The sequence below is a fragment of the Haloarcula mannanilytica genome (assembly GCF_005406125.1).
Lineage (GTDB): Archaea > Halobacteriota > Halobacteria > Halobacteriales > Haloarculaceae > Haloarcula > Haloarcula mannanilytica.
In genome coordinates this window covers 75,065-94,160 of the sequence record NZ_BIXZ01000002.1, presented here as the reverse complement: position 1 = coordinate 94,160, position 19,096 = coordinate 75,065, and the positions used below count along the sequence as shown (strand labels likewise).

General features: G+C 65.0%; 22 protein-coding genes. 13 read left to right on the top strand and 9 right to left on the bottom strand.

Annotated elements, in window-relative coordinates:
• The first annotated feature begins 89 nt into the window (after positions 1–89).
• The 5 genes from Harman_RS07620 to Harman_RS07600 all read left to right on the top strand — a co-directional run bounded on the left by Harman_RS07620 (position 90) and on the right by Harman_RS07600 (position 5,640).
• Complete coding sequence (locus tag Harman_RS07620) at positions 90–2,498, top strand: ATP-dependent DNA helicase (RefSeq protein ID WP_137683219.1); 2,409 nt, start codon at positions 90–92, stop codon at positions 2,496–2,498.
• Positions 2,498–3,025, top strand: coding sequence for a KEOPS complex subunit Cgi121 (gene cgi121 / locus Harman_RS07615; protein WP_137683218.1), 528 nt, complete (start codon positions 2,498–2,500; stop codon positions 3,023–3,025). Before Harman_RS07620 ends, cgi121 begins: the two co-directional genes overlap by 1 nt.
• Before the next feature lie 37 nt (positions 3,026–3,062).
• Positions 3,063–3,350, top strand: coding sequence for a hypothetical protein (locus Harman_RS07610; protein WP_137683217.1), 288 nt, complete (start codon positions 3,063–3,065; stop codon positions 3,348–3,350).
• Positions 3,347–4,651 (top strand): oxidoreductase, encoded by a 1,305-nt coding sequence (locus Harman_RS07605; RefSeq protein ID WP_137683216.1) that lies wholly within the window; start codon positions 3,347–3,349, stop codon positions 4,649–4,651. The genes Harman_RS07610 and Harman_RS07605 overlap by 4 nt, the downstream gene beginning before the upstream one ends.
• Positions 4,652–4,797: 146 nt before the next feature.
• A complete protein-coding gene (locus Harman_RS07600) occupies positions 4,798–5,640 on the top strand; it encodes an alpha/beta fold hydrolase (RefSeq protein WP_137683215.1) in 843 nt (280 codons plus the stop codon).
• A gap of 1 nt (position 5,641) precedes the next feature.
• Here the strand turns inward: Harman_RS07600 and Harman_RS07595 are convergent, their stop codons facing one another.
• Positions 5,642–6,187, bottom strand: coding sequence for a MaoC family dehydratase (locus Harman_RS07595; RefSeq protein WP_137683748.1), 546 nt, complete (start codon positions 6,185–6,187; stop codon positions 5,642–5,644).
• Between the two features lie 300 nt (positions 6,188–6,487).
• Between Harman_RS07595 and Harman_RS07590 the strand changes: the two genes are divergently transcribed.
• The 5 genes from Harman_RS07590 to Harman_RS07570 are packed head-to-tail and all read left to right on the top strand — an operon-like array spanning position 6,488 to position 9,863.
• Positions 6,488–6,787 (top strand): AbrB/MazE/SpoVT family DNA-binding domain-containing protein, encoded by a 300-nt coding sequence (locus Harman_RS07590; RefSeq protein ID WP_004590068.1) that lies wholly within the window; start codon positions 6,488–6,490, stop codon positions 6,785–6,787.
• Between the two features lie 7 nt (positions 6,788–6,794).
• Positions 6,795–7,352, top strand: a complete 558-nt coding sequence (locus Harman_RS07585; RefSeq protein WP_137683214.1) for a hypothetical protein — start codon at positions 6,795–6,797, stop codon at positions 7,350–7,352.
• A 45-nt stretch (positions 7,353–7,397) separates the two neighbouring features.
• Positions 7,398–7,943, top strand: coding sequence for a poly(R)-hydroxyalkanoic acid synthase subunit PhaE (locus Harman_RS07580; RefSeq protein ID WP_137683213.1), 546 nt, complete (start codon positions 7,398–7,400; stop codon positions 7,941–7,943).
• 3 nt (positions 7,944–7,946) lie between these two features.
• Positions 7,947–9,362 (top strand): poly(3-hydroxyalkanoate) polymerase subunit PhaC, encoded by a 1,416-nt coding sequence (gene phaC, locus Harman_RS07575; RefSeq protein WP_137683212.1) that lies wholly within the window; start codon positions 7,947–7,949, stop codon positions 9,360–9,362.
• Positions 9,363–9,401: 39 nt separating this feature from the next.
• A complete protein-coding gene (locus tag Harman_RS07570) occupies positions 9,402–9,863 on the top strand; it encodes a TIGR00725 family protein (protein ID WP_137683211.1) in 462 nt (153 codons plus the stop codon).
• A gap of 7 nt (positions 9,864–9,870) precedes the next feature.
• Here Harman_RS07570 and Harman_RS07565 read toward each other — a convergent pair whose 3' ends face one another.
• The 4 genes from Harman_RS07565 to Harman_RS07550 all read right to left on the bottom strand — a co-directional run bounded on the left by Harman_RS07565 (position 9,871) and on the right by Harman_RS07550 (position 14,331).
• Positions 9,871–10,095 (bottom strand): hypothetical protein, encoded by a 225-nt coding sequence (locus tag Harman_RS07565; RefSeq protein ID WP_137683210.1) that lies wholly within the window; start codon positions 10,093–10,095, stop codon positions 9,871–9,873.
• Between the two features lie 282 nt (positions 10,096–10,377).
• The gene (gene thsA / locus Harman_RS07560; protein WP_137683747.1) at positions 10,378–12,060 is read right to left on the bottom strand and encodes a thermosome subunit alpha; all 1,683 of its coding nucleotides are present in this window, start codon (positions 12,058–12,060) and stop codon (positions 10,378–10,380) included.
• Between the two features lie 146 nt (positions 12,061–12,206).
• Positions 12,207–13,202 (bottom strand): AAA family ATPase, encoded by a 996-nt coding sequence (locus tag Harman_RS07555; RefSeq protein WP_137683746.1) that lies wholly within the window; start codon positions 13,200–13,202, stop codon positions 12,207–12,209.
• A gap of 154 nt (positions 13,203–13,356) precedes the next feature.
• Positions 13,357–14,331 carry a DUF5784 family protein gene (locus tag Harman_RS07550; protein WP_137683209.1) on the bottom strand — a complete coding sequence of 325 codons (975 nt, stop codon included), beginning with the start codon at positions 14,329–14,331 and terminating at the stop codon, positions 13,357–13,359.
• Positions 14,332–14,485: 154 nt separating this feature from the next.
• Between Harman_RS07550 and Harman_RS21470 the strand changes: the two genes are divergently transcribed.
• A complete protein-coding gene (locus Harman_RS21470; protein WP_004516474.1) occupies positions 14,486–14,659 on the top strand; it encodes a DUF5786 family protein in 174 nt (57 codons plus the stop codon).
• On the opposite strand, the gene Harman_RS07545 is transcribed toward Harman_RS21470, so the two are convergent.
• Genes Harman_RS07545 through Harman_RS07535 form a run of 3 tightly spaced genes read right to left on the bottom strand, consistent with a single transcriptional unit; the run spans position 14,646 to position 17,356 of the window.
• Positions 14,646–15,380 (bottom strand): DUF7530 family protein, encoded by a 735-nt coding sequence (locus Harman_RS07545; protein WP_137683208.1) that lies wholly within the window; start codon positions 15,378–15,380, stop codon positions 14,646–14,648. The genes Harman_RS21470 and Harman_RS07545 overlap by 14 nt on opposite strands.
• Positions 15,377–16,315 carry an NAD(P)H-binding protein gene (locus tag Harman_RS07540; RefSeq protein WP_137683207.1) on the bottom strand — a complete coding sequence of 313 codons (939 nt, stop codon included), beginning with the start codon at positions 16,313–16,315 and terminating at the stop codon, positions 15,377–15,379. Before Harman_RS07540 ends, Harman_RS07545 begins: the two co-directional genes overlap by 4 nt.
• 54 nt (positions 16,316–16,369) lie before the next feature.
• Positions 16,370–17,356 carry an NAD-dependent epimerase/dehydratase family protein gene (locus tag Harman_RS07535; protein WP_137683206.1) on the bottom strand — a complete coding sequence of 329 codons (987 nt, stop codon included), beginning with the start codon at positions 17,354–17,356 and terminating at the stop codon, positions 16,370–16,372.
• Between the two features lie 110 nt (positions 17,357–17,466).
• Here Harman_RS07535 and Harman_RS07530 point away from each other — a divergent pair, with 110 nt between their 5' ends.
• The gene (locus tag Harman_RS07530; RefSeq protein WP_137683205.1) at positions 17,467–17,670 is read left to right on the top strand and encodes a DUF7561 family protein; all 204 of its coding nucleotides are present in this window, start codon (positions 17,467–17,469) and stop codon (positions 17,668–17,670) included.
• Here Harman_RS07530 and Harman_RS07525 read toward each other — a convergent pair.
• Positions 17,667–18,650, bottom strand: coding sequence for a CPBP family intramembrane glutamic endopeptidase (locus tag Harman_RS07525; RefSeq protein ID WP_137683204.1), 984 nt, complete (start codon positions 18,648–18,650; stop codon positions 17,667–17,669). The genes Harman_RS07530 and Harman_RS07525 overlap by 4 nt on opposite strands.
• A gap of 100 nt (positions 18,651–18,750) precedes the next feature.
• Here Harman_RS07525 and Harman_RS07520 point away from each other — a divergent pair, with 100 nt between their 5' ends.
• Complete coding sequence (locus tag Harman_RS07520) at positions 18,751–19,095, top strand: ArsR/SmtB family transcription factor (RefSeq protein ID WP_137683203.1); 345 nt, start codon at positions 18,751–18,753, stop codon at positions 19,093–19,095.
• Position 19,096: the final 1 nt, after the last annotated feature.

Genomic DNA, 19,096 nt, shown 5'->3' with positions numbered 1-19,096 from the left:
AAGGCGTTCCCCTCGGCGTTCGACGCGCAAGCGAACACCGCGGTTGCAGTGCGACAGTTTAAATCGGGACAGGACCCAATCGGGGTGTAATGGACGTTGCGGACCTGCCGGGCGTGCCCGAGTGGCTCCCGGACCACCTGCGCGACGACGGCATCGAGGAGCTGTATCCGCCCCAAGCCGAGGCCGTCGAGGCCGGCGTCACCGAGGGTGAGAACCTGGTCGCGTCGATTCCGACGGCGAGCGGGAAGACGCTCATCGCCGAGCTAGCGATGCTCTCTTCGGTCGCCCGCGGCGGCAAGGCGCTGTACATCGTCCCGCTGCGGGCGCTGGCAAGTGAAAAACAGGCCGACTTCGAGGAGTTCGAACAGTACGGCCTCGATATCGGCGTCTCGACGGGCAACTACGAATCCGAGGGCGGGTGGCTCGCCGATAAGGACATCGTCGTCGCCACGAGCGAAAAAGTGGACTCGCTGGTGCGCAACGACGCCCCTTGGATCGAGGACCTCACCTGCGTCGTCACCGACGAGGTCCACCTCGTTGACGACGGCGAGCGCGGACCGACGCTTGAGGTGACGCTGGCGAAGCTCCGCCGGCTCAACCCCGACTTACAGACCGTCGCGCTGTCGGCGACCATCGGCAACGCGGAGGCGCTGGCGACGTGGCTCGATGCGGGCCTCGTCGATTCGGACTGGCGGCCAATCGACCTCCAGAAGGGGGTCCACTACGGGCAGGCGCTGCATCTCGAAGACGGGAGCCAGCAGCGCCTTTCGGTGCAGAACAACGAGAAGCAGACGGCGGCTATCGTCCGGGACACGCTGGAAGACGACGGGTCGACGCTGGTGTTCGTCAACTCCCGGCGCAACGCCGAGGCCGCGGCCGGCCGGCTGGCGAATACGGTTCGGCCCCACCTCACCGACGAGGAGCGGGCCCAACTGGCCGACATCGCCGAGGAAATCCGCGACGTGAGCGACACGGAGACGAGCGATGACCTCGCGGACGCCGTCGCGGACGGGGCGGCGTTCCACCATGCCGGCCTCTCGCGGGGCCACCGGGAACTCGTCGAGGACGCCTTCCGGGACCGGCTGGTGAAGGTCGTCTGCGCGACGCCGACCCTCGCGGCCGGCGTCAACACGCCCTCGCGGCGCGTCGTCGTCCGGGACTGGCGGCGCTACGACGGGTCGGCCGGCGGCATGGCCCCGCTGTCGGTGCTGGAAGTCCATCAGATGATGGGGCGGGCCGGCCGTCCGGGGCTCGACCCCTACGGCGAGGCGGTCCTCATCGCGTCCAGCCACGACGAAGTGGACGAACTGTTTGAGCGCTACGTCTGGGCCGACCCGGAGCCGGTCCGGTCGAAACTCGCGGCCGAACCGGCGCTGCGGACTCACATCCTTGCGACCGTCGCCTCCGGGTTCGCCCGCTCTCGGGACGGCCTGCTTGAGTTCCTCGAACAGACGTTGTACGCCAGCCAGACCGACGACAGCGGGCAACTGGAGCGGGTCGTCGACGACGTGCTCACGTACCTCCAGCGCAACGACTTCTTAGAAATTGAGGGTGGCGAACTCGATGCCACCTCGCTGGGTCACACCGTCTCGCGGCTCTACCTGGACCCGATGAGCGCCGCCGAAATCGTCGACGGCCTCCGCGACTGGGAACGGGGGGCCAGCGACAGCACGTCGGCTTCGGGATCGCCGGCTGACACACCAGCGGAACCCCCAGCCGACAGCGGTTTTACCACGGCAAGCGAACTGGCCGAGGACGCGGACGGCGACGGCGAAGCGGACGCCGACGCGGACCCGGACGACATCTCCGCGCTGGGCCTGTACCACCTCGTCTCGCGCACGCCGGACATGTACCAACTGTACCTCCGTTCGGGCGACCGCGAGGAGTACGAAATGGAGCTGTTCGAGCGCGAGGACGAACTGCTCGGCCCGACGCCGTCGGAGTTCGAGGAGGGCCGCTTCGAGGACTGGCTCTCGGCGCTGAAGACCGCCCGGCTGCTCGAAGACTGGGCGACGGAGGTCGACGAGGCGACCATCACGGAGCGCTACGGTGTCGGCCCGGGCGACATCCGCGGGAAGGTCGAGACCGCCCAGTGGCTGCTGGGGGCCGCCGAATCGCTGGCCAGCGAGGTCGACCTGGACGCCGCACGCGCCATCAGCGAGGCCCGCATCCGCGTCGAACACGGCGTCCGCGAGGAACTGGTCGACCTGGCCGGGGTCCGCGGCGTCGGGCGCAAGCGCGCCCGCCGGCTGTTCCAGGCCGGTATCACCGACCGTGCAGAACTGCGGGACGCCGATAAGTCGGTCGTACTGGCGGCGCTCCGTGGCCGCCGGAAGACGGCGGAGAACGTGCTGGAGAACGCCGGCCACCGGGACCCGTCGATGGAGGGCGTCGAGCCCGCAGCCGACGTGTCTGTCGACCTCAATGCCGATTCCGAGATGGACCGGGCGGAGGACGCGACGGCGAGCGACGACCAGTCGAGCCTGGGTGATTTCTGATGGAGGTCGTCGAAGGCATTGCCGACATCGACGACGTTGGCGCGTTCGTGGAAACCCTTGGGACCATCGGCGACCGCCACGGCGTCACCGTGCAGGCGTTCGACGCCCGTTACGTCGTGGACCGCGAACACCTCGAATTGGCGGTCGAACTCGCAACTCGGGCGCAAGACAGAGGTGACACCATTGCCGAGGATTTCGGCGTCGAAATACTGCTGTACGCGGCCGGCCGCCGCCAGATCAACCGCGCCCTGACGATGGGAGTCAGTGAGGGGGACTGCCCCGTGGTCGCCGTCATCGCCGACCCTGACCGAGAAGATACTCACGTGAGAAATAAAGAGAGAAAGGGCGTTGAAGCGGCCGAGAAGGACGTTCGTGAGCAGCTTACGCCTACGCTCACGCTGGGCGAGTACGACGCCGACCGCGTCCGGGCGTTCTTCGATGTGACGGACACCGAACTCGCCGCGACGGCCGGCGGACTGCCCGACGCCGTTCGGGAACGCGTCGCGCTGCTGCCGGTCGAGAAGTAGCGATAGAATTTTGACGACCTCTGTGTTAGTAACACACATGGACCCACAGCGGACGGCACGGCAGCGGGCCAGCGAGCGCGCCCGCCGGGTCGAGGCGACGGTCGACCGCACTACCGGCGGGGCCGCGTACCCGGTCCGCGTGGAGGAACTGGCAGACGAGTACGGCAGCGCCGACCCGCCCACCGAGGACCTCTCGGCCGCACTTGCGGGGAGCACCGACGGCGACTTCGACTCACCGACCGAGGTCCGGGCGGCCATCCAGCAGGTGACACCACAGAACGGCGCCCGCACCGAGGCGACGTTCGACGAGCGCGAGCAGTCGTGACCGCGCTGGAGACGCCGCTGGAAATCGGCGGCGTCGAGGTCCCCAACCGACTGTATCGTGCACCGGTACTGGAGTGTGCCGGCAACGGCGAGACCGCCGTCGACACGCTCATCGACGAACTCGAACCGACGGCAGCCTCCGGTGTCGGCCTCCTCTTTCAGGGGGCGAGTATCGTCACCGACCGCGGCGGCTGTGCCGCACCGAACATGACGCGCGTCCACGACCCGACCTTCGTCGAGCGACTCGAACGGCTCACCGGCACTATCCACGACCATGGCGGGCGGGTCTTCCTGCAGCTGGCCCACGGCGGCCTTCGGAGCATGGCGACGTGGCACGCTGAATACCGCCGACAGCACCCGGACCAGCGACAGCTCGCCGTCAGCCGTCCGCCCTGGCAGCTCCGGGCGCTCGACCGGGCCGGGATGATTTCGCTGCAGCCGGACGTACTCTCGACGAGCGAAGTGTGGGACCTGGCCGAGCAGTTCGGTCGATGCGCCGGCTACGCTGCCAACGCGGGCTACGACGGCATCCACCTCTCCGCGGCGAATATGAGTCTGGTTCAGCAGTTCCTCTCGCCGTTCTACAACCGCCGAGACGACGAGTTCGGCGACGGCGTCCGGTTCCTCGAAGCGATTCACGACGCCGTCCGGGAGCATGCTGGTGACGTGCCGCTGGTCACGAAGGTTCCAGCCGAGACTCCATCCCCGAGTTTCGTTCGACGGCATCTCTCCAGGGCGGACGGCGTGGCTATCGCCGAGCGGGCGGCGGCCATCGGCTACGACGGCCTCGTTCCGGTCGAGGTGTCCCCGTTCTGGGACATGAGCATCGTCCGCGGCGCGTTCCCCGACCGCGCCTGGGACGCAAGCGACCTGCAAGACGACTACGCGGCAGTCTTCGGCGGCCGGCTGCGAGCGCACGCTGTCCAACTGCTCAACAGACTGCAGGCCCGCCGCTTCGGCCACGAGCCGGGCTGGAACGCCGATTTCTGTCGGGCGGTCCGCGAGCGCGTCGACGTGCCGGTCCTGCTAGAGGGCGGGCTTCGAACGCGTGCCGACTGCGACCGATACCTCGGTACGACCGGCGACAACCCCGCTGCTGACGCGGTCGGGATGGCCCGACCCTTCTACGCGGAGCCGCGACTCGGCGCTCGCCTGCTCGACGGTGAAGACGCGCTGTGTGAGAGCTGTAACAACTGCACGATTCCGCAGGTCGCCGGCGAACCGGGCCGCTGTCGGACACCGGCTATCGTCCGCGAACAGGCCCGCCTCAAGCAGGACGGAGCGTACGAGCGCTCCGAGTGAGCAGGCAGCGGCTTCTCGGTGTTCAATCGAGGCTTTCGAGCCTTCCATCACGGCTTTCCAGTGTTCAGAGACAGGCTACCCAACGCGCATCGACATAACTGGGCGGATACAAAGGCTCATACGCGTTCGGTCCCGAACGAACGCCGATGACTACAGGGATTACGTCCGAACGCGTCGAACTGTCCGTCGACGGCGAGGACGTTGACATTCACTACCGGACCGGCGGCGAGGGGCCGCCGCTGGTGTTTCTCCACGGTATCGGGCTGGACGCCGCGACCGTCTCCTGGCGACATGCACTGCCTGCACTCGCGCCGGAGCGAACCGTGTACGCACCCGACTTGCCGGGCCACGGCGACAGCGACAAGCCCGACCGCGCGTACACGACCGACTACTATCTGGAGACTGTCGCCGAGTTCATCGACGCACTTGGCATCGAGGAACCGGCAGTCGCCGGCCTTTCGATGGGCGGCGCAATCGCACTCGGCCACACGCTCGATGGCGGCCCCGTCGAACGCCTGGTATTAGTCGATAGCTACGGGTTGGGAGCCGACGCCTACTGGCGCACAGCGGCCAGTAGCGTCTTGCAGACGCCGATTCTCGGAAACATGCTCTGGCAGGGCGTCGGGTCGTCCCAGACGGCAATCCGGAACAGTCTCCGGAGCATGGGTCCCGGCGAGCCGCCCCAGCAACTGGTCGAGGACCTCGACAGCGCCGTGGACCGACAGACAGTCCGGGCGATGCGGCGCTGGCAGCGCAGCGAGTTCCAGTGGTGTGGCTTCCGAACGGATTACTCCGACAGATTAGACGAAATAGACGTGCCGACGCTGCTGGTCCACGGGGCTGTCGATCCGCTGCTCCCCCGTCGGTGGTCCGAGCGAGCAGCTGGGGCAGTCACGGATAGTACGCTGAGAATCTTCGAGGACTGCGGGCACTGTCCGCCGCGGGAACATCCCGACCGCTTCAACCGGGCCGTTCGAGCGTTCTGCTGAGTTATTCCGGTAGGTCGTCGATGAGGACGACCGCTTCGCCGTCGATGACGACTTCGTCATCAGCGAGGACACGCGTGGTCAGTCGGTACTGTTCGTCGCCGAGGTCCTCGACGATCTCACACTCGGCGGTGAGGCGGTCGCCGATACGGACCGGGTTGTGGAACTCCAGGTCCTGCGAGAGGTAGATAGTCAGCCCCGGCAGGCGCGCGAGCGCTGCGCTGATGAGGCTCCCGACGAGGGTCCCGTGGGCGATGCGGCCCCGGAAGCGGGTCTGTTCCGCGAACTCATCGTCAAGATGGAGCGGGTTCGTGTCACCGCTCGCGGCGGCGAACTGGCGAACGTCGTTCTCCGAGATCGTTTTCGTGAAATCGACGTGATCGCCGACGCCGAGCTGGCCCGGGTGGTCTTCGGAGATCGAGACGTGCCATTCGGGGAGGTCTTCGTTCGGTTCGATACGGTCTGCGGGCGTAACGCCGTTTTCGTCCTCCTGCTGGACGCCGAACGCGGCGAACGCTGCCCGGTTAGCTGCGACGACGCTGTTGAACATATGCGACGATGTCTCAGTCCATGTGTCTAACAGCGGATTCCGATGCGATTCAGAACTCATCTGTTGTGGTAGTTTATTGGTCCGAGTATTAAACCTTGGTGTTGGTTTCGCCTCAACTGTCGGTAAACACCGTCTAACGGGCGTCATCCGTGTGTTTAGGGTTGCAGTTATCGGTGCTGCAGGGCGCAACGCTGTCCTTACCGCCGCTCAACGGTTCATACCATTTGATACCATTCAATGGTACTCAATGGTTTTCAGGGGAAGTTTTATATTATTGAAGGGTCTATGTGTACTTGACCGATGGCCGACGAGGATGATGGCCTGATGTGGCCTCCGATGTTCAAGGGGATGCAACAGGCGAGCGAGAATGCGATGGAACAGCAACAGCAGCTGATGAAACAGATGTTCGCCAACGGTGGCATGCCGAGTTTCGATATGAATCAGCTCGGCGCCATGAGTCAGATGGCGACGTTCAAGACCCGCGTGCAAAGCGGGGGTCGAATCAGCATCCCCGATGCGGAGCGAGAGGCGCTTGGCATCGACGAAGGCGACATCGTCCAAGCCGTCGTCCTCCCGGTCACTAACAACAACAGCGAGTAATCCAACAATGGTAGACTACACAACCCCCGTTACGACAGCGTTCGAGATGCAGCGTACCACAATCGAGCAGAGCCAGAAGGCGCTCGAACAGAGCGTTTCCTTCCAGAAGAACGTCAACAACGCGGTTATCGACAGCCTCGACACGCAGGAGTCGGCCCAGCGTCGCGGCGTTGAACTGCAACAGACCGCGCTCCACAGCTACCTCGACGCCGTGGCCGCGACTGTGCCCGGCACCAGAGAGACCGTCGAGCAGATCCGCGAGACCGTCGACGAGCAGTTCGACTTCCTGCTCGAGAACCACGCCGAGGTCTTCGACAACCTCGAATCGGAGCTCTCCGAGGGCGTCGATACCTACGACGAGATGACCGACGAGTACGTCACTGCCGTCAACGAGCAGGTCGATATGCTCGTCGAGGCCCACGAGGAACTCGAATCCCAGTCCGTCGAAGCCGCCGAGCAGTTCGGCGAGCAGCTCGAAGAAGTGCAGGAGCAGGTCGAGGAGATTCAGGAGCAAGTCGAGGAAGTGCAGGCCGAAGCCGCCGACGCAGTCGACGTCGAAGCGTAACAACGACGACCGGTTTTTTTGTGCGCCCGCCGCCGAGGTACTATTATGAGTAACACAAACGACATTCAGGAGGAATGGACGGAGATGGTTGAGGAGATGAACAACGCGGTCGCCGACTCGATGGAGCAGAACATGAAGGCCCAGGCGGCCTTCGTGGAGTCCTGGGCCGATGCCGTTGAGGACACGATCCCCGAGGAGGAGGACCTTGCCGACGGGATGGACGGCTACAACCGCGCCTACGAGGAGTGGATCGACGCCGCCGAGCAGATGGTCGAGCGCTCGACTGACGCCGCACAGGGCGAGGATGTCGACCCCGCCGAGTTCCGTGACATCTGGCTGCAGTCCGCCAACGAGGCGTTCAAGCACGTCATGGGTACCTCGGCCTTCGCGGCCGCCAACGGCCAGCTTGTCGAGTCGATGATGGAGATGCAACAGGAGGCCGACGACCTGAGCCAGGACACCCTAGAACAGCTCGGTTTCCCGACGCGCGACGACGTAGACGAGGTCGGCGAGCGCCTCATCGAACTGGAGCGCCGCCAGCACGCGGTCGAACAGAAGCTCGACCGCATCCTCGAACACCTGGAAGAGTAACCCATGTCCAGCAACCCATTCAATCCGTTCGAGGCCGCGCTCAACTGGCAGCGCAAGACGCTTGAGAACATGACCGACGCCGCCGAGACCAGTCAGATCGCCGGCGACCGGCTGGAGCTGATGGAGTCCGTCGATGTCGGCCAGACGCCAAGCGAGGTCGTCTACGAGGAGAACAAGCTCGAACTCCTCCAGTACGATGCCGAGGCCGCCGGTATCGAGGTCGCTGAGGAGGACAAAGAGGCCGTCCCGATTCTCATCGTCTACGCGCTCATCAACCGCCCGTACATCCTCGACTTACAGGAGGAGCGGTCGGTCGTCCGCCGCCTGCTCGAAGCGGGCCACGACGTGTACCTCATCGACTGGAACGAACCCTCGCGGCTCGACCAGCACCTCACGCTGGACGACTACGTCAATCGCTACATGGACAACTGCGTCGACGTGGTACGGGAACGCTCCGGGCAGGACGCCATCAACATCCTGGGCTACTGCATGGGCGGTACCATGTCGGTGATGTACACCGCGCTCCACAAGGAGAAAGTCAACGCGCTGGGCCTGATGGCCGCGGGGCTGTGTTTCGACCAGACCGGCGGCGTCCTCGAAGAGTGGGGTTCCGAGGAGTACTACTCCCCGAGAGACGTGGTCGATACGTTCGGCAACGTCCCTTCGGACATGCTTGACATCGGCTTCGCGCTGATGGACCCCGTCGAGAACTACGTCACGAAGTACATCCGCTTCGCGGAGAACATGGAAAACGAGGGCTTCGTCGAGAACTTCGGCCGCATGGAGCGGTGGCTCGGTGACGGCATCGACGTGGCCGGCGAGGCCTACGTCCAGTTCCTCGAAGACGTGTACCAGGACAACAAGCTCTACAAGAACGAGCTGGAGCTCGACGGCAAACACGTCGACCTGAACAACATCGACATGCCCGTTCTCCAGCTCATGGGCGAGTACGACCACCTCATCCCGCCGGAGGCCTCCAAGCCGTTCAACGAGGTCATCGCCAGCGACGACACGCGTACCATCGAGTTCTCGACGGGCCACATCGGTCTCTCCGTGTCGTCCTCGACCCATGCCGACCTCTGGCCCGAGGTCGCCGAGTGGTACTCCGAGCGCAACGAGAGCGAGGAGGTGGACATCGAGGTCGAGTCCCCCGATTCCGGTGCCGAAGACGATGACGACCAGTCGGAACTCACCGACATCGACGTTGACGCGACCGGTGACACCGAGAGCGATGTGGAGGCCGACGACGGACCCGCCGATGTTGCCACCGTCTCCGGCATCGGCCCGACCTATGCAGACCGGCTGCACGACGCCGGTATCGAGACCGTTGGGGATCTGGCCGACTACAACGCGGCCGAACTGGCCGACATTGCCGAGACCACCGAGTCCCGCGCCCAGGACTGGCTCGACCAGCTGTAATCCGGGGCCGTTTTTCCGTTCTCCCGCACACGTCCAGCTATGCGCGTTTCGGTCATCGGCGGGTCGACAGTCGCAGACGAACAGTACCGACAGGCGCGTGCGGTGGGCAGGCACCTCGCCGAGCGGGGCCACGACGTGGTGTGTGGCGGGCTGTCCGGGGTGATGGAAGCGGTCTGTCGGGGCGCGAGCGAGGCTGACGGTCACACTATCGGCATTCTCCCGGGCCAGCGAACCACTGCGGCCAACGACTACGTCGAGACGGCTATCGCGACAGGTATGGGCAATGCCCGGAACGTCCTCGTCGTCATGAACGGCGCGGCTGTTATCGCCGTCGACGGCGGGACCGGGACGCTCTCGGAACTCGGCCACGCGCTCGACATGGGCCGGCCCGTCGCCGGACTCGGAACGCACCGTCTGGACAGCGCGGCTGGCGGCGACGCCATCGAACACGTCGACACGCCCGCCGACGCTGTCGAGTATGTCGAATCGGCCGTGCAGTAGCTCGCTTTCAGTTGCGTATCCGCTTCAGCACCGCTGCAAAACCAAGGAACGCGACGCCGAGCAGCCGGACCCGCCGGCGTGACTCTGTCGTCGGTTCGAACTCCACTGCCAGTGCCCAGCGGTAGCCCAGTTGTGCCGTCGACAGTAACAGTCCCGGAACGAGCAGATGAACAACGCCCGCCAGCGCTGTCCCGGTCCACAGCAGCCGCCGTTCGGTCCCTGTCAGGTCCATACCGATTCATTGGTCTTTAGCGGTTTGACCGTGGTGCTTTCGGAGTACGTGCTTCGTGGCTCTCTGGTCCGCTGACGATTGTCCAGAGGCCGCTTCCGACACAGCGTTGTGACTGATTTGGGTTGAAGACAGAAAAGATAGAACCGCGGTGATTGTCGCTCGAATCGACGAGTAGGGCAAGCATCCGGCGCTTGCCGAGGTTTCTTCGAAACCTCGCAGCTCGCGGGTCACTTCGCTCCCCGCTCGCTTTTGAGGCAGGCCCTCACTACGTTCGGCCCTGCCCTACATCATGCCGCCCATACCGCCGCCCATGCCGCCCATGCCGCCGCCCATGCCGCCGGGCGCGCCGCCTGGGCCGCCGGGTCCGCCTTCGTCCTCGTCGTCGTCGCCCTGGCCACCCTTCAGGTCGCCAGCGGCGATGACATCGTCGATGCGGAGGATCATGACGGCTGCTTCGGTTGCGCTTTCGACGGCCTGGGTCTTGACACGGAGCGGCTCGACGACGCCGTCTTCTTCCATGTCGACGACCTCACCGGTGTAGGCGTCCAGTCCGGAGGTGACTGCGCCGCCGTCGTGCTTGCTGCGGAGGTCGACCAGCGAGTCGATCGGGTCGAGACCGGCGTTCTCCGCGAGGGTGCGCGGGATAACGTCGATGGCGTCGGCGAAGGCCTCGACGGCGAGCTGCTCGCGGCCGCCGACGGAGTCGGCGTGGTCTCGGAGACCGAGGGCGAGTTGCGTCTCGGGGGCACCGCCGCCGGGCAGGACCTTGCCGTCCTCCAGCGTGGCGGCGACGACGCCGAGCGAGTCCTCGATGGCGCGCTCGACTTCGTCGACGACGTGTTCGGTGCCGCCGCGGAGAATCATCGTGACAGCGCGTGCGTCCTCGACATCCTCGACGAAGATGCGCTCGTCGCCGGCGATGTCTTTCTGGGCGACGGAGCCAGCGAAGCCGAGGTCGTCGGCTTCGATGTCGTCGATGTTCGAGATGATGCGCGCGCCGGTCGATCGCGAGAGCGCTTCGATGTCGGACTTCTTGGCGCGGCGAACAGCGAGAATACCTTCCTGGGCGAGGTAGTGCTGGGCCATGTCGTCGATGCCCTTCTGGCAGAAGACGACATCAGCGCCGGCTTCTTTGAGCTTGTCGACCATCTCCTTGAGCTGTTTCTCTTCCTGGTCGAGGAACTGCTGGAGCTGGTCGGGGTCCGTGACGTTGACCTCGGTGTCGAGTTCGGTCTCCGGGACCTCGATAGCCGTATCGAGAAGGGCGATGTCGGCGTCTTCGACGGCGAAGGGCATGTTGTCGTGGACGCGCTCCTTGTCCACGATGACGCCCTCGACGAGCTCGGATTCGTCGGTCGCGCCGCCGACGACGGTTTCGAGCTGGATGTTGTCGGTGTCGACGGTGCCGTCGTCGTCGACGACGGACTGAGCGGCACGGACGACGAGTTCGGCGAGGATGTCCTTGGAGGATTCGGCGCCCTTGCCGGTCATCGCGGTCGCGGCGACCTTTTCGAGGGTCTCCGTGTCGTCGGGTTCGACATCGATGGCGTTGTCTTCGAGAATCTCTTTGGCTTTCTCGGCGGCCTGGCGGTACCCCTGGGCCAGGATGCTGGCGTGGATGTCCTGGTCGAGGAGTTCCTCGGCCTTCGAGAGGAGTTCGCCGGCCATGACGACTGCCGTCGTCGTGCCGTCGCCCACTTCGTCTTCCTGGGTCTGGGCGACCTCGACGATCATGTTGGCGGCGGGGTGCTCGATGTCCATCTCATCGAGGATGGTGACGCCGTCGTTCGTGACGACGACCGAGCCCGAGTTGTCGACGAGCATCTTGTCCATGCCCTTCGGACCCAGTGTCGTCCGAACGGCCTCGGCGACAGCCGTCCCGGCTGTGATGTTCATCGACTGCGCGTCCTTTCCGGATGTCCGCTGGGACTCCTCGGAAAGTACAATCATGGGCTGGTTGCCCATCTGCTGTTGAGCCATAGTCAAACGATGATTGAATGTGATTCTATATAAAAGCTGTGGTGATGGTCGGTGTATTGCCCTAGTGCGTGCCACACTCGACAGTGTGATACCGTATCACGTGGGTGGTTTATATACCCATTCAGGGCCGCTCAGCGGCCCATTCCGAACCGACGGTGGCGCAGTTCCGGCGTGATCTGGATGCGAGAGACATCCTGCCCAGTCCGGTACCAGACGAACGCCGCTCTGGTGAACAGTTCACGACACTCGATTCGGACCTCACGGGGGTTGCCCTCGGTCCGCTCGTGGATGTCCTCGATTGCAGCCCGCGTGAACAGGTCTGGGGCCTGACCATCGTAGGGTTCGTCCCGGAAATACGCAAGCGAGCGGGCGGCGTACTCGGCCACGTCGTCCGGCGAGAACGGTTCGATGCCCTCGTAGTACCGCAGTCGGGAATCGAGCGTCCCGCGAATCTCGGCAACGCGGCGCTTCCCCTCCGGCGTCCCGGTGAGAAACAGCCGAACGCCGGCGTCACCGGCCACTTGCAGCGGTGACAGCAGATCCGCCTCCAGCACCTCGATCTCGTCGACGACCAGCAGCAGCGTCTTCCCGTCGTCGCGCACGCGACGGACGATTTCGTGGACGGCGTCTTTCGCTTCAGCGGTCGCCCACGGAATCCCGTCACGGACCTGCGAGTAGTTGCGCTGGTCGATGGAGAACCCCGCCGCGTAGGCGGCGGTCAGTACCGTCTGGTACAGTTTCCGCGGCGTCGTCTCGCGCGGATTGTCCAGGTGCGTGATGACAAAGCCCTCGTGTTTCGAGAGGTCCCGCAGGACGATCTCGCGGAAGGCCGTCTTTCCAGTGCCGTAGGGACTCACTAACCCGATGTGTTGATCCTGGAGGAGCCACGAGGTAACCTGGTTCAGCATCTCCGTGTCGTGGCGGACGTACAGTGGTTCCGGCATGTGGTCCAGCCCGGCCTCCTCGGTGAACGGGAGGTCGGTCACGGTGTCGGCCGTGCCGCCCAGCGCCTCGCCGAACGCCAGGAGCCGCTGTTCGACTTCCTGTAGCTGGTCCAGCAATACGCCGGCTTCGGCACTCTCGGCGCGGTCTTCCTCTTCGGACCGGAGCGATTCGAGCCGGTCCATGACCTCTGAGACCGACTGCCCCGCGCTACCGGCACCTGATCGCTCTGTGTCGTCTACCACGGCTATCTTACCAATTGTTGCCGGTCTGGCGCGTTATATGTTACGCCCCGAATTTCGGGGAAGATACTGCGACCGACCGTCGGTTGGAGTTCGATTAAAACGGGAGCGGGAACGGAACCGACCCGTAGGCGTACCCTTCCACGCTGCCGTCCGGTCGGGCGCGGAACACGATGGTCGGCGAGTAGCCCACGTCCGGTTTCTCGCCGTAGACCCGCCGCCAGTCGTCGTCGGGGAAGGAACTGCAGTCGACCACGAGGACTGCGCCGGGGTGGGCCGCCAGCTGGTCGCGGGTCTTGGCGTCGCCGGAGGCCTTGACTGCGGCCACGGCGGTGTCGACCTGCCGTCGGGAGGGTGGCCGCGGCCGGGTGACCTCGACGAGCGTGTCCTCGACTCGGAAGTCGACGGAGTGGCCAGAGTCCAGTTCGACCTCGGGTCTGATGTCGTTGCCCGCGTCGACGAGCAGCTTGGCGACGTTGAACTCACCCATCGTCGCCCGCATCCGCGAGAGGTCGAATCCCTCGCTGGTCCCGAGTTTGCTCGCCATCGTATAGCGGTGGTCGTCCAGCGCACCGGTCGCCAGGAAGTCGTTGTAAAACGCCAGCCCGTCGGCCCGGTCGGCGTCCGGGAAGCCGCCGGCGTGGTCCCGGAAGAACTCCCGAGTCGACTCGCGGCCGTCCTTCGAGAGAAACACTGGCAGGAAAAAGTGCGCAAGCGTCTCGTACTCGGTGAGCCACGGGTCCTCCACCTCTAACTGGGCGAACAGCTCACGTTGGACCCAGTCGCTGATGTCGTCGGGGACCTCATCGAACGTGTACTTCTCCGTCCGCCACAGCGTCTCCGGGGTCTCTGTGTTTCCGACCCAGTACGCTCGCTGGCCGTTCCAGCAGAACAGCGCGAAATCGCCGTTGTCCATCTCTAGTCGGCGCGCGGCCCACCCCTCCGGCGGGGCGAACCACGGACCGCTCATGGTTGCACCGAACGTGTTCTGCAGCGGCGTCAGCAAGTCGTTGCGGACCCGCTTCTCGCTCCATCGCTCGTTCGACTGTCGCAGACGTAAGGGACCAGCCACAGGTCCGGATAGACGGTCAGTGGTCTTGGGCGTTCCGCCCTGTCGAGAGTCCGCTGTTTGGACCGCTCGACCGCTCTGCTTGCCGTGTGGGACGGCTTCGGGCACCACCGTTACATTGATAGTGACTAACTGCCAAGTTTCAGTGTGGTAACCTATGTCGATGGGAGCGTACGACGACGACGAACACGAACGCCGTGAGCGCAAGAACAGCGAGGTCGACCTGTCGGAAGACGACGACCGGAGCACGTACCACGGAAGCGTCGACTACGACGGCGACGAGTCGACAGAAGAACTGCTCGATCAGTTCAAGCAGATCAACTCTGACTGACGGCGGCCGATCTCGACCGGTAGCGTAACAGCCCGACAGAGACGGCGGTCACGACTGTAACGGCTATCACGTGTCCGACCAGCGCCGCGAGCAGCACCGGCTGGTCGAGGATGAACGGGACGAGCACGAGCTGTAGGATGCCAAAGCCCCATATCTCCAGGTCGGCCCGGATGAACACCCGCGCCGTCTCGGGGTCGAACCGGTAGCGTGCCGACCGCCAGAGACCGGTGACGCTGGCCCACCAGCCCGTGCCGATACGGTAGCTCACGTCCCAGAGGATGAGCAGCGTCAGATACACCACCAGTACCGGCGGTTCTGACCCGAACAGCTGGTTCAGCAGCGGCATCGAGCTGACCTGCGGGTCGAAGACGAACAGGTGGGTGAGCAACGCCACATACGCGAGGACGGACAGCACGACCTCGACGTTCGAGGCGAACAACAGCGCGCGGTAGGTCGGCGGCACGTCGATGCGGCGGATGAGCGTGCTGATGCGGAGCATCTCCGCGCTGCCGATGGTGGCGACGAACACGACGACTGTCCCGGCGATGGCGGCGCTCCAGACGTCGTAGTACCACGACAGGGCGACGATGGCAACCTCGAAGATGAGCAGCTGTATCGCCATCGCTGCCCACGTGGGTATTTGAATTCCCGGTAGTGCGCCGATAATACTCTCGTAGACCCACGTCTCGCCGTACTCGGGGTGGGCGCTGTCACCGCTCATCTGCCTGCACCACCCGTGACCGCGGCCGCCTGCGCCGCCTCGTAACTCTGTGGCTCGTTGAGGGCCAGCCTGACCGCATCCGCGAACGGTGTCAGGTCCACGGCGAACTGCTCTCGGGCCGCCTCAGTGTCGGCTACCACTGGCGTCTTCAGCCCGTGGATGAGCGGCCGGGCGACGCTCGATGGTACGTCAGTCAGCAGACCGACCCAGTACGCCGACAGCCTCGGTGTCAACACCGGTATCGGCACGATTTTCGGTTCTCCGGTGCCCATGACTTGCCCTGTCCGCTTCAGTATCTCGGCGTATGTCAGCACCTCTGGCCCGCCGATCTCGTAGGTCTCGCCGGCCGTCTCCGGCATGTCGAGCACGCTGACCAGATACGCGATAACGTCGTCGATAGCGATGGGATGGCAGTCGGTCCGCACCCAGCGCGGTGTCACCAGCACCGGCAGTCGCGTAGCCAACGCCCGGATCATCCGGAAGCTCGCCGATCCCGCACCGATAATGATGGCTGCCCGAAACGTCGTCAGGTCGTACTCGCCGTCCCTGAGAATGAACTCGACCTCCCGGCGTGACCGGAGGTGTTCGGACAGCGTCTCGTCCTCCTCGCCGAGGCCGCCGAGGTAGATGACCCGGTCGACACCGGCGTCGTCGGCCGCCCGACGGAAGTTCCGGGCCGCGCGGCGGTCCCGCTCGGCGTAGTCGTCGCCCGCCCGCATCGAGTGGACGAGGTAGTACGCGACATCGATGTCGGCGAGCGCGGTGTCGAAACTGCCCGCATCGAGCAGGTCGCCCGTCGCAATATCGACGCCGTCGGGCGGGTCGTACTCGCTCGGGTCCCGAACGAGCGCCCGGACGCTGTGGCCGGCCGCGAGGAGCGCCGGGACGAGATGGCTCCCGACAAACCCCGTCGCACCGGTCACGAGCACGTGCATACCCGTTCTGGGGGACGGGACGGGGTTAAAACCGCGGTCTGTTCGTGTCGTCTATCAGGACTGTCGAACGAGCGGTTCGTACCAGTCGCGGTTGTCCCGGTACCAGTCGATGAACTTCGCGACGCCCTCCCGGATGGTGTGGTCCGGGTCGTAGCCCAGCAGTTCCTCGGCTCGCTCGGTCGCGGCGTGGGTGTGTTCGGCGTCGGCGTCGTGGCGCTCCTCGTAGACGAGATCGAGACCCGGGTCTATCTGGTCACGGATCTCCGTCGCGAGCGTCTTGATTTCGATGTTGTCCGTCGACCCGATATTCACCGCCATGCCGTCGGCGGCGTCCTCGTGGAGCAGCGTCATGTTCGCGTCGATGATATCCTCGATGTAGGTGAAATCGCGCGTCTGCGTCCCGTCGCCGTAGATGACCGGCGGCTCACCGTTGTGACACCGGGAGACGAAATTCGAGATGGCCATGTTCGGACGCATCCGCGGGCCGTAAACGGTGAAATACCGCAGCGCAACCGCGGGGAGATCGTACACCTCGCTGTAGGCGCAAGCGTAGCGCTCGGCGGCGAGCTTCGACGCGCCGTAGGGCGAGACTGGCGTCGTGGGGTGCTGTTCGTCGTAGGGCAGGTACTCCGGCTTCCCGTAAACGGAGGACGACGAGGCCATCACGAACCGCTCGATACCTTCGTCGCGGCAGGCATCGAGGAGGTTCAGCGTCCCGTCGACGTTGACCTCGTCATACTTGCGGGGGTTCTTGACGCTCGGGCGGACGCCGGCCTGTGCGGCCTGGTGGTAGACGTAGTCGGCGTCGGCGACGAGGTCCGTCACCAGCTCCGCGTCGCGAACGTCGCCGTTGATGAACTCGTAGCTCCCGTCGCTAGTCCGGGCTGCCTCCCGTCCCGCATCGATATTGTGCTGCTTGATATCCAGATCGTAGAACGGGTCGCGGTTGTCAAGTACGACAACATCGTGGCTCTCGGCGGCGAACTGCTGTGCCAGATGGCCGCCGATGAATCCAGCGCCCCCTGTGACGAGTATTTGCATTACCTGGTAGGAACTCAGGACACGACAAAAGTATGTCGAGAGTTAACCGTGCTGAACTGTTCGAAGGAGCCAGCTACCTTGAAGTATACACGGTGTATAAATCCGCCGTAATGGCTTCTAGAGCCTGCGACGGGTGCGATACGAACGTTTCCATAGCCGGCGGCATCGCCAACATCTGGTCGCAGGAATCCAGACCGACCGAGGGAATCGTGCTCGAACTCGGCGACGACACGGAGCATTTCCTCTGTTATGACTGCATCGACCGGTTGCCCGACGACCGGGAAGTGACGGCGGCGGACGTGGCCGCCCTCTAACGTCGTCGCGTCTCCCGTTCGAACCTTGGCGTCCACTGTGTCACGCGCTCGTCGATTCTGAGACGACCGTCGCGCCACCGAACGTATGCCAGCACCAGGAGGCCCCCGACGACGACGAAGAGCGAGTAGACGACTCCTTCCTCGCCGACCCAGCGCGCCGGGCCGACGGTCTCGACGGCGAGCAGTTCGGGCGTCTGCTGGGAGTGACCGAGACCGAACACCGCGCTCTGAGTGAAGTTGTACCAGACGTGAAAGCCGATGGGGAGCGCGAGGTCACCGGTGAGCACGTACGCGCCGCTCAGGAGGAGGCCAGCGAGCAGGTAGTAGCCGTACTGGCTCGGGTGGTCGACCTTGCCCCCGTGCAGGAGGGCGAAGACGACCGAACTCGCGAGTACTGCGACCCCGACCGCCGCCCAGCGCGGGACCGGACCGTCCGCCCCCTCGGCGAGGTTCTTCAACATTGCGCCCCGGAAGACGACCTCCTCCCACGCCGACGCGAGGGCGACGTACGTGAAGACGACGACCATCGCCGGCAGAAACGGGAGGTCGCCGGCCCCCTTCGCGACGCCGACGACCGTGGCCCAGCCCGCGCCGACAGCAACGGCGAGCGCGCCGGCGTTGACGACGGTCGCTATCGCGCCGCCGACGGCGAACGACCGCCACCAGCGGCGGTCGAGTGACAGGCCGTACTCGTCGATGGGTCGACGGTCGAGGAGACGCGCGCTGACGAACACGGTGATGACGAGCACCGCTCCGATTCCGGCCGCTTCGACCGGTTCTCGAATGGGATGTGTGAACCGCGCTCGAACGACGGTCTGCAGCGCCGCGAGGGCGAGAAACGACAGCACTGCCGGAAGCACGGCGCGGAGTGGTGCTCTGAGCCTGCGGTGACTTCCGTTCCACACCGGCCAGAGGAGGCGAGAGGCAACCTGACCGACGACACCCGAGGCCGCCCGGCCGCTGTTCTGTTCAGGAGACATATCCTGGTTGCCGGACGGACCCGGCATATCACCGCGGGCACCGCTTCCGGGGTGGAAGCCGGTGGGACCGTTTTATTGCGCTCCGCTCGCTGGACCGACTATGGATGCGGTCGGCGACGACGAACTGCTCGCGCTGCTCGAAGACGAGTATGCACGGGCCATCATCGCCGAACTCACCACCGGGCCGATGTCAGTCTCCGAACTCTGTACGGCCTGTGAGATGTCCGACCCGACGGCGTATCGCCGCCTTGACCGACTGGAAGATGCCGGCCTCGTCGCCGAACGGCAGGCCGTCGATCCCGACGGTCACCACTACAAGCGCTACGTGGCGACCGTCGAGGACGTGACCGTCACGTTCGCCGACGGGACGTGCGACGTGGCGGTCACGCGGTCCTCACGGGACCCGGCGGACCGGTTCACCGACTTATTCGAGGGACTGTCCTGAG

Coding starts and splice junctions, on each gene's coding strand:
- Harman_RS07520 (WP_137683203.1), top strand. CDS start 18,751: ATGGATGCGGTCGGCGACGACGAACTGCTCGCGCTGCTCGAAGACGAG.
- Harman_RS07535 (WP_137683206.1), bottom strand. CDS start 17,356: ATGCAAATACTCGTCACAGGGGGCGCTGGATTCATCGGCGGCCATCTG.
- Harman_RS07530 (WP_137683205.1), top strand. CDS start 17,467: ATGGCTTCTAGAGCCTGCGACGGGTGCGATACGAACGTTTCCATAGCC.
- phaC (WP_137683212.1), top strand. CDS start 7,947: ATGTCCAGCAACCCATTCAATCCGTTCGAGGCCGCGCTCAACTGGCAG.
- Harman_RS07600 (WP_137683215.1), top strand. CDS start 4,798: ATGACTACAGGGATTACGTCCGAACGCGTCGAACTGTCCGTCGACGGC.
- Harman_RS07595 (WP_137683748.1), bottom strand. CDS start 6,187: ATGTTCAACAGCGTCGTCGCAGCTAACCGGGCAGCGTTCGCCGCGTTC.
- cgi121 (WP_137683218.1), top strand. CDS start 2,498: ATGGAGGTCGTCGAAGGCATTGCCGACATCGACGACGTTGGCGCGTTC.
- Harman_RS07555 (WP_137683746.1), bottom strand. CDS start 13,202: ATGGACCGGCTCGAATCGCTCCGGTCCGAAGAGGAAGACCGCGCCGAG.
- Harman_RS07525 (WP_137683204.1), bottom strand. CDS start 18,650: ATGTCTCCTGAACAGAACAGCGGCCGGGCGGCCTCGGGTGTCGTCGGT.
- Harman_RS07570 (WP_137683211.1), top strand. CDS start 9,402: ATGCGCGTTTCGGTCATCGGCGGGTCGACAGTCGCAGACGAACAGTAC.
- Harman_RS07590 (WP_004590068.1), top strand. CDS start 6,488: ATGGCCGACGAGGATGATGGCCTGATGTGGCCTCCGATGTTCAAGGGG.
- Harman_RS21470 (WP_004516474.1), top strand. CDS start 14,486: ATGTCGATGGGAGCGTACGACGACGACGAACACGAACGCCGTGAGCGC.
- Harman_RS07580 (WP_137683213.1), top strand. CDS start 7,398: ATGAGTAACACAAACGACATTCAGGAGGAATGGACGGAGATGGTTGAG.
- Harman_RS07610 (WP_137683217.1), top strand. CDS start 3,063: ATGGACCCACAGCGGACGGCACGGCAGCGGGCCAGCGAGCGCGCCCGC.
- Harman_RS07540 (WP_137683207.1), bottom strand. CDS start 16,315: ATGCACGTGCTCGTGACCGGTGCGACGGGGTTTGTCGGGAGCCATCTC.
- thsA (WP_137683747.1), bottom strand. CDS start 12,060: ATGGGCAACCAGCCCATGATTGTACTTTCCGAGGAGTCCCAGCGGACA.
- Harman_RS07565 (WP_137683210.1), bottom strand. CDS start 10,095: ATGGACCTGACAGGGACCGAACGGCGGCTGCTGTGGACCGGGACAGCG.
- Harman_RS07620 (WP_137683219.1), top strand. CDS start 90: ATGGACGTTGCGGACCTGCCGGGCGTGCCCGAGTGGCTCCCGGACCAC.
- Harman_RS07585 (WP_137683214.1), top strand. CDS start 6,795: ATGGTAGACTACACAACCCCCGTTACGACAGCGTTCGAGATGCAGCGT.
- Harman_RS07545 (WP_137683208.1), bottom strand. CDS start 15,380: ATGAGCGGTGACAGCGCCCACCCCGAGTACGGCGAGACGTGGGTCTAC.